Source organism: Methylobacter svalbardensis, from assembly GCF_037671525.1.
GTDB classification, from domain to species: domain Bacteria; phylum Pseudomonadota; class Gammaproteobacteria; order Methylococcales; family Methylomonadaceae; genus Methylobacter_A; species Methylobacter_A svalbardensis.
The window spans coordinates 1-11,557 of sequence record NZ_JAWPOH010000081.1 but is presented as its reverse complement, the minus strand read 5'-3'; the positions used below and the strand labels follow the sequence as shown (position 1 = coordinate 11,557).

Annotated in this window: 12 protein-coding genes; 8 read left to right on the top strand and 4 right to left on the bottom strand. The window is 51.1% G+C overall.

Annotated elements, in window-relative coordinates; translation table 11 throughout:
* Positions 1–250: 250 nt before the first annotated feature.
* The 5 genes from RW114_RS18205 to RW114_RS18185 are packed head-to-tail and all read left to right on the top strand — an operon-like array spanning position 251 to position 4,240.
* A complete protein-coding gene (locus tag RW114_RS18205) occupies positions 251–916 on the top strand; it encodes a F0F1 ATP synthase subunit A (protein WP_340124176.1) in 666 nt (221 codons plus the stop codon).
* A 3-nt stretch (positions 917–919) separates the two neighbouring features.
* Entirely contained in the window at positions 920–1,186 is a 267-nt protein-coding gene (locus tag RW114_RS18200) for an ATP synthase subunit c family protein (RefSeq protein ID WP_340124175.1), read from the top strand.
* A 15-nt stretch (positions 1,187–1,201) separates the two neighbouring features.
* Positions 1,202–1,951, top strand: a complete 750-nt coding sequence (locus RW114_RS18195; RefSeq protein WP_340124174.1) for a F0F1 ATP synthase subunit delta — start codon at positions 1,202–1,204, stop codon at positions 1,949–1,951.
* The gene (locus RW114_RS18190) at positions 1,938–3,419 is read left to right on the top strand and encodes a F0F1 ATP synthase subunit alpha (protein WP_340124173.1); all 1,482 of its coding nucleotides are present in this window, start codon (positions 1,938–1,940) and stop codon (positions 3,417–3,419) included. The genes RW114_RS18195 and RW114_RS18190 overlap by 14 nt, the downstream gene beginning before the upstream one ends.
* Positions 3,416–4,240: a F0F1 ATP synthase subunit gamma gene (locus RW114_RS18185; RefSeq protein WP_340124172.1), complete on the top strand. Its 825-nt coding sequence runs from the start codon at positions 3,416–3,418 to the stop codon at positions 4,238–4,240. The genes RW114_RS18190 and RW114_RS18185 overlap by 4 nt, the downstream gene beginning before the upstream one ends.
* Before the next feature lie 103 nt (positions 4,241–4,343).
* On the opposite strand, the gene RW114_RS18180 is transcribed toward RW114_RS18185, so the two are convergent.
* From RW114_RS18180 to RW114_RS18165, 4 genes are all read right to left on the bottom strand, one after another.
* Positions 4,344–4,613 (bottom strand): AtpZ/AtpI family protein, encoded by a 270-nt coding sequence (locus RW114_RS18180; RefSeq protein ID WP_340124171.1) that lies wholly within the window; start codon positions 4,611–4,613, stop codon positions 4,344–4,346.
* Entirely contained in the window at positions 4,610–5,020 is a 411-nt protein-coding gene (locus RW114_RS18175; protein WP_340124170.1) for a F0F1 ATP synthase subunit delta/epsilon, read from the bottom strand. The genes RW114_RS18180 and RW114_RS18175 overlap by 4 nt, the downstream gene beginning before the upstream one ends.
* A complete protein-coding gene (gene atpD, locus RW114_RS18170; RefSeq protein WP_340124169.1) occupies positions 5,017–6,411 on the bottom strand; it encodes a F0F1 ATP synthase subunit beta in 1,395 nt (464 codons plus the stop codon). The genes RW114_RS18175 and atpD overlap by 4 nt, the downstream gene beginning before the upstream one ends.
* A gap of 245 nt (positions 6,412–6,656) precedes the next feature.
* Positions 6,657–8,606, bottom strand: a complete 1,950-nt coding sequence (locus tag RW114_RS18165; RefSeq protein ID WP_340124168.1) for a Clp1/GlmU family protein — start codon at positions 8,604–8,606, stop codon at positions 6,657–6,659.
* 533 nt (positions 8,607–9,139) lie between these two features.
* Between RW114_RS18165 and RW114_RS18160 the strand changes: the two genes are divergently transcribed.
* From RW114_RS18160 to RW114_RS21060, 3 genes are all read left to right on the top strand, one after another.
* On the top strand, positions 9,140–9,406 hold the full coding sequence (locus tag RW114_RS18160; protein ID WP_340124167.1) for a hypothetical protein: 267 nt from the start codon (positions 9,140–9,142) through the stop codon (positions 9,404–9,406).
* A complete protein-coding gene (locus RW114_RS18155; RefSeq protein WP_340124166.1) occupies positions 9,376–11,022 on the top strand; it encodes a putative bifunctional diguanylate cyclase/phosphodiesterase in 1,647 nt (548 codons plus the stop codon). Before RW114_RS18160 ends, RW114_RS18155 begins: the two co-directional genes overlap by 31 nt.
* A 391-nt stretch (positions 11,023–11,413) precedes the next feature.
* The coding region (locus RW114_RS21060; RefSeq protein WP_422614784.1) for an IS4/Tn5 family transposase DNA-binding protein at positions 11,414–11,557 on the top strand (144 nt) is incomplete at its 3' end.

Genomic DNA, 11,557 nt, shown 5'->3' with positions numbered 1-11,557 from the left:
TTTAGCGCCGATGATAGTGTGGCAGTTTGCCATGCGAAAGTAGGGAATTGCCAAGCTCTTAAATTAAAAACCCAAGTCTCTGCACTTGGGTTTTTTTTTGCCTTGCGTTTGATTCAACTTAGCGAATGTTATTTATGCGTTCAATCTAAGTAGGGTTTGTGATTCAAAATTTGGTACCTTTACCCTCATTAGGATATAAGACGTAGAGTAATCGATGTACAATCCTTTTAAAGGTTAAACAGGTACTCTGATGGAAAACGAACTTACTTTTGCTCTTGGCCCTGTGGTGATAGGTGTATCGTTAATCACTACCTGGGGTATCATGTTGCTGATTACGGCAATAGCCTGGTTTTCAACCCGGCATCTGGATAGAGTACCCGGCACGTTGCAGACAATCGTCGAAGGCATAGTCGCTGCTATCGACGAGGCCATTACCGCTGTCGCACCGGAACATGGGCGGCAGATTATGCCTTTTATTGCGTCCCTTTGGCTGTTTCTGATTATTGCCAATCTGGTCGGATTAATACCGGGTTTGCATTCGCCGACCCGTGACCTTTCAGTAACCTCAGCGCTAGCAATACTGGTGTTTTTCTCGGTACACTGGTTTGGCATAAAAACCCAAGGCTTGAAAAGCTATCTGCATCATTACCTGACCCCCAGCCCGATTTTGCTGCCTTTTCATATTATCAGCGAGCTTACCCGCACTCTGGCGCTGGCTATCCGTTTATTCGGTAATATGATGAGTCTGGAAATGGCGGCGATGTTGATATTACTGGTGGCAGGATTTCTCGCGCCGATTCCTATTTTAATGCTGCACATCATTGAAGCTCTGGTACAGGCTTATATTTTCGGCATGCTGGCGCTGATCTATCTGGCCGGAGCTATACAATCCCAACAACTTAATTCATCGGAGTAACTTATGTCTGATATCGCCTCGATCGTCTTTGGATCCAGTATCGCTGCTATTATAGGTATCGCGCTGGGCGTAATGCTCCCTGCTTTGGCTATGGGTAAAGCTATCGGCAGCGCGCTGGATGCCTTATCCAGGCAACCGGAGTCGGAACGCTCGATTATGCGTACCTTGTTTATCGGATTGGCTATGATTGAATCACTGGCTATCTATTGTCTGGTAATTATTTTGATCGTGTTGTTCAGGAACCCGTTACTTGAATACATCGTGAAATAATTCGAAGGTACAAATATGGAATTCAATCTATCTACTTTTGTTCTCGAGATTATCAATTTCCTGATTCTGATCTGGATTTTGCAGCGGCTTTTTTATAAGCCTTTGCTGGAAGTGATTGCCAAGCGCAAGCAGTTTATCGACCAATCGCTAAATGACGCAAAAAACCTGCAACAGCAGGCGGAACAGCAATGTAGCCTTTATGAAAACCGGCAAAAACTCTGGGAGCAGGAAAAACAGGCCGCTATCACCGCTCTGCATCAACAACTCGAAGCCGAAAGAAGAGTGCAACTGGATAGGTTAAATGTCGATCTTGAGCAAGAACGACAAAAAGCCAAAGTGACGCTGTCAAAGCAGCAGCAGGAGCTGCAACAACAGGCCGAAAAACAGGCCTTGAAAAGCGCCGCTAAATTTGCCGGAATGCTGTTGCAACAATCCGCAGGGCCTGATCTGGAAGCGCGCTTATTTACGCTGCTGATAGACAACTTGACGACCTTGCCGGATGCCTGCAAGCTGTGTTTGACCATGCTCGGCGCTAAAAAATCGGTGCCTATAAAAATAACCAGCGCTTATTCGTTATCTATTGAAATGCGTCACCAGCTGGAACAAAAGCTGGGTGCGTTAATTAGCAGTCAAATCATTTTTCAATACCTTCAGGATGAAGCACTCATTGCCGGTCTGCGTATGGACATCGGCGCTTGGGTGCTAAACGCCAACCTGCAACACGAACTGATCGGTTTTGCCGAGATTGTCAATGAATCGGATTGAAAGTATGCCCAACAACAGCCTACTGGACAAACAAGCCGATTGGATGGCTAATTATCAACTAGGATTGCGAGTTACCGAACAAGGCACAGTAGTCTCCATCGGCGACGGCATTAGCTGGATCAAGGGCCTGCCATCGGCGGCTATCGATGATATTCTGGTTTTTGCTGACGGCAGCCGGGGCATGGTTTTCGATCTTAACCGCGACCGAATCGGCGCAATTTTATTGTATGAAACTGACGCCCTTACAGCGGGCACTATGGTTCATTTTTCCAAACACTCGCTCAGCATACCGGTCGGCAACGAGTTTTTAGGTCGGGTAATTGACCCGCTGGGAACACCATTGGACGGACAAGTTCCCCCATCTTCGGCCGGGCGCGAAAATATGGAAAAAGGCTCGCCCGCGATTATCGCCCGCGATTTTGTCCATAAACCGCTGCATACCGGCATTAAAATCATCGACACCCTGATTCCTATTGGCAAAGGCCAGAGGCAATTGATCGTTGGCGATGAAGGTCTGGGCAGAACTTCAATCGCTATCGATACCGTCATTAATCAAAAAGATAAAAATGTAGTCTGCATCTACGTGCTGATTGGTCAAAAACGCTCTGCCGTGGTCAGCACCATAGAAACCCTGAAGAATTATGGCGCACTGGAATACACCGTGTGCATGGTCGCCGAAGCCAGCGCCTTGCCCGGTTTACAGTATATCGCGCCGTTTGCCGGTTGTGCGCTGGCCGAATACTGGATGGCGCAAGGACGGGACACGCTGATTATTTACGATGATCTGTCGACCCACGCCAGGACTTATCGGGAGCTGTCTTTGCTGCTGCGCCGTCCGCCCGGTCGCGAAGCCTATCCGGGCGACATCTTCTTTGTCCATTCCCGCCTGTTGGAACGTTCGACCTGCTTGAATGCCGAAAACGGCGGCGGCAGTATGACCGCCTTGCCGATTATCGAAACCCAACAAGGGGAAATTGCCGCCTATATTCCAACTAATCTGATATCCATTACCGATGGGCAAATCTATCTGGATAACGATTTGTTTGTGTCGGGATTCCGCCCGGCCATCGACATCACCCGCTCGGTATCGCGAATAGGTGGCAAGGCTCAGGATATGAGTATCCGCGATCAGGCCGGGCAAATGAAGCTGGATTATCTGCAATTTCTGGAGCTGGAAGCCTTCACCCGTTTCGGTCAACGGCTGGAAGCGTCAATGGAAGCGAGAATCAAGCGGGGGCGGTTGCTTCGGGAGCTGTTAAAACAGGATCGACTGACGCCGCACAGCAACCTGTTTCAACTGGCTTGGCTTACGGCGTTTAATGCCGGACTGCTCAATCAGATTGATCCTAACCACATTGCACACATGTTGGTTAATATCGAGCAAGGCATCGAAACCACATCTTTGACTTTGGACAGTAGCTCCGAACAATGGCAGCAAGCGCTCCGCGAATGGCTTAAATCGTCATGAGTCTTAGCCGCGAACTGCAACTGCATATCACCCAGCTGAAGGAGATACGCAGTATTTTAAATTCGATGAAAAACCTGGCTTTTATGGAGATTCATAAACTACAGCGGTTTAGAACCATGCAAGGTCAGGCCGTGGCTAATATTGAACGGGCGGCGCTGGACTTTCTGGATTTTTATCCCGGCTTGGCAGAGATTGACGACAACGCCGCACAGCTCTGTATTTTGCTGGGAGCGGAACGCGGATTTTGCGGCGATTTTAACGAAAGCCTGATTGATTCGATTGCAAACCAAGCTTATACCGGCGTTATTGCGGTTGGCAGCCGACTTTGCAACCGGCAGGAGGACATTATTCCCGAGGTCATAGCGACACTCGAAGGGGCTAATGTCGCCGAAGAAGTACCCGCAATCATTAGCCGCCTGATTGGCGCCCTCAACGCATTACACGGCAAAGCCACTCCCGCATTACAGTTGACCGTTGTTTATCACGATACCGCAGCCAGTTCAATTAGCCAACGGCAGGTACTTCCACCCCTTCCTCAGCAAAATGAGAGTACCCTTCACTACCGCAACCCGCCGGTACTGAATCTTGAACCCGGCGATTTTTTTGCGAACTTAATCGATCATTATCTATTGGCCGTGTTGCATGAAATTTTTTACATCTCCCTAACGGCAGAAAACCACAGCCGTCTGCAGCATCTGGAAGGCGCGGTAAACCACCTGGACGATGAAACCGTAAAGCTGCAAAGAAAATCCCAGATTTACCGTCAGGAAGAAATTACCGAAGAGATTGAAGTTATCTTGTTAAATGCGGAGAATCTTTAGCTTGGTTGGGTTTCGTTGTGCTCTGTCCATTTCATGGCGCTAAAAAAGCGAATACTACGATACTTTTATTCCCCGCAATTTGATTACTCTCACTGCTTTCACGTTAGTCTTTAATCAGAAAAAATACATTAAAAATACCAACCACTAATCCCGTAAACAATAAGCTGAGCGTCCAGCGCATCGAATAGCCTTCCATCATGCCGTCCAGCCAGCGGCCTAAATAAACGCCGCCAATAACAGGCAATATCATGACCAAACCCAGTGTGCCGATATAAACGGTTTGTGACAGCAGATTAGGTCGATCATGCTCCGCTTTTTTGATGCGTTTGATCTGGCTTTCAATTTTCTTTTTGAGGCGTTGTTGAGTATTCATGACTGCCAACTGGTTTTGCGTTTAAGCGCCAACATGCGTTTCATCATGGCCTGTTCCATCCGGTGCAGGCTTTCCCTGGTTGCACGCAGATCTTCCTCCTCGGCTATCAATTGCTGCTCCAATAAGGTACTGATCCGTTCAAGGTCGGTGTCGATCAGAAAATGCCGGGTGCTGACCGTCAACTCGTTATTGTTGAAATAGACAACCGCTCCCGGCAAAGCCAGATATTGCCATTCATCTAACGACAGGGAAAAACGCGCCAAACCGAAAACCAATGTAGTCATAAATCGCGCATGATTGGCTTGAATGCCGAAGCAGCCGGTAGCGTCTTCACCGATAAAGGAGGTGACGCCGGCGATGTGTTGTTCATGGCTTGCATCAAACAGATTCAGCACGAATTGATTCATGACTCGTCCTGCATGGAGCCGCGCATATAGCATTGCTCTTCGGATAGATCATCATAATGTCCCGCCAAAAAGGCTTCGCAATCGGTCAAGGTTTGTGCCAGCGGCACGGAAACTCCGGTTTGTTTGGTGTGCTGAGCCAAAACTGCAAACGGCTGGGTCAGATAACGTTGCAATTTACGGGCGCGCATAACGATTTGTCGATCAACCTCGGCCAATTCTTCAATGCCCAGCATCGCGATAATATCCTCCAGTTCATGATAACGCGCCAGATGTTCGCGCACCGCTTCGGCAATTGCATAATGGCGATCCCCCAGTGTATTTCTGTCCATCAGTTTACTGCTGGAGCGCAACGGATCGACTGCCGGGTAAATGCCTTTGCTGGCCTGATCCCTGGACAGGATAACCGTGGTATCCAGATGGCTGAGTATCGCGCTGACCGCCGGGTCGGTCATGTCATCGGCCGGTACGTAGACCGCCTGCACCGAGGTGATGGCACCTTGCCGGGTGGAAAGTATCCTGTCCTGCAACTCAGCAACTTCCGTGGTCAAGGTCGGCTGGTAACCCACCGTAGCGGGCATACGACCCAGCAGGCTGGAGATTTCACTGCCGGCCTGAACAAAACGGAACACATTGTCGACCACAAACAGCACTTCTTTATGCAGGGTGTCGCGCAGGTATTCGGCATAAGTCAGCGCTGATAGCGCGACACGAAAACGCACGCCGGGCGATTCATCCATTTGTCCGAACACCATCAGAGTATCGTCCATGACGCCCGCCTGTTGCATTTCCCGCCATAATTCGTGGGCTTCGCGGATGCGTTCGCCGACTCCGGCAAAGACCGAAACGCCTTTGTGGATCGCGGAAACGGCATGGATAAATTCCATGACCAGCACCGTTTTGCCGACCCCCGCGCCACCGAATAACCCGGTTTTTCCGCCTTTCACGAAAGGACAGAGTAAATCGATGACTTTAATGCCGGTTTCTAAAATGCCGCTCATGCCGATGGCTTCGGATAGCGGCAGCGGTTTAGAGTGAATATTGCGGAATTCGGTTTTAGGCAACGACGGCAGTCCATCCAGCGGCTCGCCGAATATATTCAGCAACCGGCCCAGACATTGTTCGGAGACAGGGACATGCAAAGGCGCGCCGGTATCGAATACGGTCATGCCCCGGCTTAATCCGGCCGTGCCGTGCAGAGTGATAGCCCGGATATGCCGTTCATCAAGATGCTGATGGACTTCGAAAAAATAGACGGTGTGGTCGAAACAGGTGCATAAAGCCTGACGCAAAGGCGGCAACTGGGTGCAGTCGATAATCACCACCGGGCCATGCACTTCAACGATAGTTCCGATGACTGGGCGAGGTTCCTGTTGTATCTGCAAACTGTCCAATAGCGGCGACTCCAAAGGTGACGAATAAATTATGATGCTTTGTTAGTAGTCTACTTTTACCACGAAGACATGAGCGACTACAAGAATGAAGGATGTAAATCCACGCAGGAGCAGTGTGCTGATTCCCAATCTCCAGATTGGGAACCCGGGATGCGAAGCTCCAGCTTCGCGAGACGGGAAGCTGGAGCTTCCGTAACCTAGTTCCCAAGCTTGAGCTTGGGAACTAGCGAATCTTCGGGAAGTTATCACCGACTTTTCGTAGGCATGATGACGCGGGAACAGGCGGCGCTTAATTCCAGGTAAACATCTTCAGGCCTTGTTTCGTAACGCCTGGAGAAATGGAACGGCACCAGTTGTTTGACATCGGCGGCGCTTGCAATCTCTCCGCAGGCCAGCGCGGTCAGATGGCCGGTTCTCCGTGCCTGATCGATGTCGTCTTCCAGAAAAGAAGCTTCGCAGAAAAAGAAGTCGGCCTTGTGCGCCAACGCGGTCAGGGCGGCGCGGTTGGTTGCCGTATCGGCCAGATCGGTCGCATAGACCAGTTTTTCGCCGGGCGTGACGGTAAGGAGAAGGTCGCCCAGTTCTCCCGCCATCCGGCTGCTGTTATCGGTCAGCCGGATCATCGCTGCGGTATCGCCTGCGCCGATGACCCGCTTCAGCTCGTTCAGCCAAGGCCCGGCATCTAAGCCCAAGGTTTTCAGAACGGTATTGTCAACGTTGAATTTGGCCTTGCTCTCGAAGGCATAGGCCTGCACCGGCGTGTGGTGATCCAGCGTGATCGTGCGGACAGTGAACTGCGGATCGTCCACGATCAATCCTTCGGCAAGCTGAATTTCCGGGAGATCGACGCAATCCCCGCAGCCCGTCTGAATACGAGCCCGTTGCAGCCGGTTGCCGTGAATTTCGGCGATTTCGAAACGCGGCCCGGTATCTCCGATGCGATCCCAAAGAACGCCGTCGATCATGCCTTTAACATGGCCGATCAAACCCGGCGGGCCGAAAATCCGGCAGCTAGGAAAATCGCCGACGCGGCAGCGAAGCAGCCACAAGAAGCCGCCGATATGATCGATATGGGCATGGCTGATGAACACATCGCTGACTTGATGGGCGATTCGGGTGGACAATCTTCCCGAATCGCCCAGGTCGAACAGCAGGCTGCGTTGCTGCTGGTGCAGGCGCAGATGCAGCAGCGGGTCGCCGAACACGCCGTTGACCATCGTGGCGTACATGCCGCGTAATTTGGCCGTAGGCCTGGGCCCGCCGCTGTAATCCGTCGTCGGATAGGGCATCGCGTCGGGCGGTGGCAGAAATTGCAGGTTGCCGGATGCAAACGGCGCGGCGCTGACCAGCAGACCGTTTTTTTCGCAACGGGCATCCCGCACCAGCAATGTCCGGGTGGTTGCCGCAGCCGCAGGCAGCCGGATTTGAAGTTTCCCGTCTTGCAGCGCGATGATCTCGCCGATGCTGACGGTTCGGTCGGTATCGATAAAAGCGCATTGGCGGCCGGTCCAGGCATCCGGCACATCGATGGTCGGCGGCGAGCCGGTCACGCGAAGATCGGCAAGATCAAGCGTTATCCCGTCGCTGACGGCGAGGTAAGCTCGCCATTGCCCGGTTCGTTTGTGCGCCCTGGTCTTTTGGCCGGGACGGCAGGCCTCAGGATGGGCATGCACCGGCAGGATGCGGACGCCCAACGACAACAGTTCGTTCATTAACGGCAGCGGTTTCGACTGGCGGTTCAGCACCAACACGGTATCGATTTGCAACAGCTCGACCATGCCGGTCAGCAATTCCGAACCCGCAATGCCCCGGACCACGCCGGGGGCGTCGATCAGCATCAAGCCCGGGGGAGCCTTTTGCATTAACCGGCTGACAGCCGACAGCAGCGGCAGGCGGAAACGGCCTGCATCCAGCGTGCAAAGCGCTTCAAATGCCGACACTTGCCAGCCGGACTCCCGCCACTGTCCCAGCGATACGGTTCCGGGCAAACCGAAGCCGGGCGATCCGGGATCGGCGGCGATGCAGAAGCAGCTTAGGCCTCTTTCGGATAATATCCGCGCGAGTTCGGCGGTCAGCGTGGATTTGCCGATACCGGTCTCGCCAAACAGTAAAATCCTTTGCCCGCCGCTCAGCAGTTGCTCGGCGAGGATTGAAGGGCAATAGGGCGATAACGGGAGTGGCGCTGGATGGGTCATGGCGGCTACCTGTGCTGGATCGTTTGCTACTATCGCAGAAAACCCAGGTCAGTGGCAATTATGACAAGCGGGATTGTTCACCGGCTCAAATCGACCCCTATGTGTAGGGGTCGCTATGTGTAGATTAACATAGCGACCCATTCCGGACGGTGAGACGGTGCAATATTTATTTAGAATAGGATATGTTGATGCTGAGACACAGACCAAGGCTTGTCGAGAGACATCGTCTCGAGTGATTATTTAGCCACTTAAGCAGCCCTGAATCAGAGGAACCAGACTCACGAATCAGAGCATCATGCTCTCCCACAATTCGCGAATCGATAACGTCACTCAAAAAGAGAAAATCTTCAGTCGAGCTCAATGTGCGATGGCGTACAGACTTACGGAGCGACTCATTTAATAATCTCTCAAGCTCAACACGGTGGAGACTCATTATGCCCCTTCCTAATATCTCAGCTGCTGACGAATACACCGCCCTCAACAAACTCAAGCAAGCGCAGTGTCATGGGTACCTCGCCGACAGGCTAATAACAATGTGGGTTACGGTGCATACGGGTGAGGTCTACTTTCGCGTTACCGCGCAACTTCAGCACAAACTGGTTCTGACTGTGTATGTGGTATCGTTGAGCAGCGAACCCCGCCGTCTGGTCGAGCAGATTACCGTTGCGCTCGACAACCTGTCGCTAGTGCCTTCAGGCATCGCGGCCATTACACCGAATCTAAAGGAATCGGCGTACAAACCATCATCGTTTAAGCAAACTTGCCGACTATGGCCACCCACCTCTCCAAGCTCGACCTGATTCTTAACACTATCACCGACGGCGTTTTGGTTGTAGATAGCCAGGGCGTCGTACTCTATGCCAACCACGCTGCCGAAATCCTGCTGGCACGCAGCCCGTTAGTCGGTCAATCGCTGGCGATTCCAGTCAATCCTGATAAAAGCAGCTATCAGGACATTAATCTGATACGTCCGCAGGGACTCGCTTGGGCAGAAATGCGTTCCGCACCGCTGGAATGGGACGGACAACCCGGCTACGTCATCGCCCTGCGCGACATCACCGACCGAAAGTCAGCAGAAGACGCGATCAAACAACTTGCCTTTTATGATTTACTAACCAAGCTTCCTAACCGTCGGCTGTTGCAGGAACGGTTGAAGCACAGCATTGACGTGGAACGCCGCGAAGGCAAGCAATTAGCCTTGCTGATGCTCGATCTGGATCGTTTTAAAGCAGTCAACGACAGCCTGGGCCATCAGGCGGGCGACGAACTGCTGCAACAAGTCGCTGAAAGAATCACAACCCGGTTGCGCGATGTAGACATGGTTGCCCGTTTGGGCGGCGATGAGTTTATCGTGTTGCTGGAAGATATTACTCACCCGGACGATGCCGCACGGGTCGCTGAAATAATTATCACTGATTTAAGCAAACCCTTTAAATTGATCCAAAGTGACGACGTACGGATTGGTGTCAGCATTGGTATCAGCCTGTATCCGCAACACGGAAATAACTCTGAAATATTACTGGATTACGCTGACGTAGCGCTGTATCACGCCAAAGAAAATGGACGTGGCTGTTTTGCCTATTTTTCCAAAGACCTGACGATTGCTGCATGCGAGCGTATTGCGTTGGAGGCACGGCTACGGAAGGCGATCGAACAACACGAGCTGCGCGTGTTCTACCAGCCGCAAATTGATATTGCCAGTGGGCGTATTGTCGGCGCTGAGGCCTTGGTGCGCTGGCAAGACCCTGTCGAAGGATTGATTCTGCCAATCCGCTTTATCGCCATTGCCGAGGAAACCAGTTTGATTGTGGAGATTGGCGAATGGGTGCTGAGAGAAGCGTGTCGGCAAGGTCGGCTGTGGCTGGATATGGAGTTGCCGCCGTTAACCATGGCGGTTAATGTTTCCTCGCACCAGTTCCATCGTAGCGACATTAGCGACTTAGCTGCAAAGGTACTGGCCGAAACCCGTTTTCCAGCAGGGCGGCTGGAATTGGAAATAACAGAAAGCGGATTGATGGAAAATCAGGACAAAACGACGGTTGTTCTCAACAGCCTGCATATACAAGGCATTCGTCTTGCCATTGACGATTTCGGCACAGGGTATTCGTCACTGGCTTACCTCAAACGTTTCTCTCTGGATGTGCTGAAAATCGACAAGAGCTTCATTGCTGAGATTCCCTATAATACTGACGACATGATCATTGCAGCGACCATTGTGGCGATGGGGCACACCTTAGGATTCAAGGTGCTGGCGGAAGGCGTTGAAACGCCGGAGCAGTTGGCTTTCTTACGCAAGACTGGTTGTGACCTTTATCAGGGCTTTATTAAAAGCCGCCCCTTACCGGCGAAAAAGTTTGCCGAGTTATTGTGTGATCAAAAGGGGGTAGTAACGGAGTTTAAAATGCATGACTTATAACTAAGGAGCTGTTAATAAATAAGTGTTACAAATAGATCGAAGATACCCCTTTAAGTTTAATTCGAATTCTAGTTGTTTTGTTACACTTATTAACTAATGCGTCCTAAGTATGAAAGTTAAGCGATTTGGGCTTTGTCGCAATATTTGTCAAACCGAATGGCATAGCTGATTGGCCGGTATTGGCCGAAGGACTAAACCGCTACGCGCTATTGCCGCTGCGATCATAAGCCTGAGAGGGGTTGACTGAATGTGACATTTTCCTATGTTAAGAAATGAGGCAATCCGCCTTATTTCAAGATAGGAGCAGTGTCATGACTTCGACAATTAAACCTATTACCCATCTCCTTACACACAAGTTGTTAAGATTTAGTAAAGTAGAATCATTTTAGCTATGAATTGGGCAAATAGAGAATTTCGTAATTTAGATTTAGGTGATAAACGACTAAAGAATAGAGCCATAAAGCTAATCGAAAACCTAGCCAAGTCGCCAAAATCAAGCATACCTGAATCATGTCAAGGTTGGGCAGAGACGCAA

Excerpts from the sequence above, each read along its gene's own strand:
- RW114_RS18180 (WP_340124171.1), bottom strand. The coding sequence starts at position 4,613 with ATGAATACTCAACAACGCCTCAAAAAGAAAATTGAAAGCCAGATCAAA.
- RW114_RS18175 (WP_340124170.1), bottom strand. The coding sequence starts at position 5,020 with ATGAATCAATTCGTGCTGAATCTGTTTGATGCAAGCCATGAACAACAC.
- RW114_RS18195 (WP_340124174.1), top strand. The coding sequence starts at position 1,202 with ATGGAATTCAATCTATCTACTTTTGTTCTCGAGATTATCAATTTCCTG.
- RW114_RS18165 (WP_340124168.1), bottom strand. The coding sequence starts at position 8,606 with ATGACCCATCCAGCGCCACTCCCGTTATCGCCCTATTGCCCTTCAATC.
- RW114_RS18200 (WP_340124175.1), top strand. The coding sequence starts at position 920 with ATGTCTGATATCGCCTCGATCGTCTTTGGATCCAGTATCGCTGCTATT.
- RW114_RS18160 (WP_340124167.1), top strand. The coding sequence starts at position 9,140 with ATGTGGGTTACGGTGCATACGGGTGAGGTCTACTTTCGCGTTACCGCG.
- RW114_RS18190 (WP_340124173.1), top strand. The coding sequence starts at position 1,938 with ATGAATCGGATTGAAAGTATGCCCAACAACAGCCTACTGGACAAACAA.
- RW114_RS18185 (WP_340124172.1), top strand. The coding sequence starts at position 3,416 with ATGAGTCTTAGCCGCGAACTGCAACTGCATATCACCCAGCTGAAGGAG.
- RW114_RS18155 (WP_340124166.1), top strand. The coding sequence starts at position 9,376 with ATGGCCACCCACCTCTCCAAGCTCGACCTGATTCTTAACACTATCACC.
- RW114_RS18205 (WP_340124176.1), top strand. The coding sequence starts at position 251 with ATGGAAAACGAACTTACTTTTGCTCTTGGCCCTGTGGTGATAGGTGTA.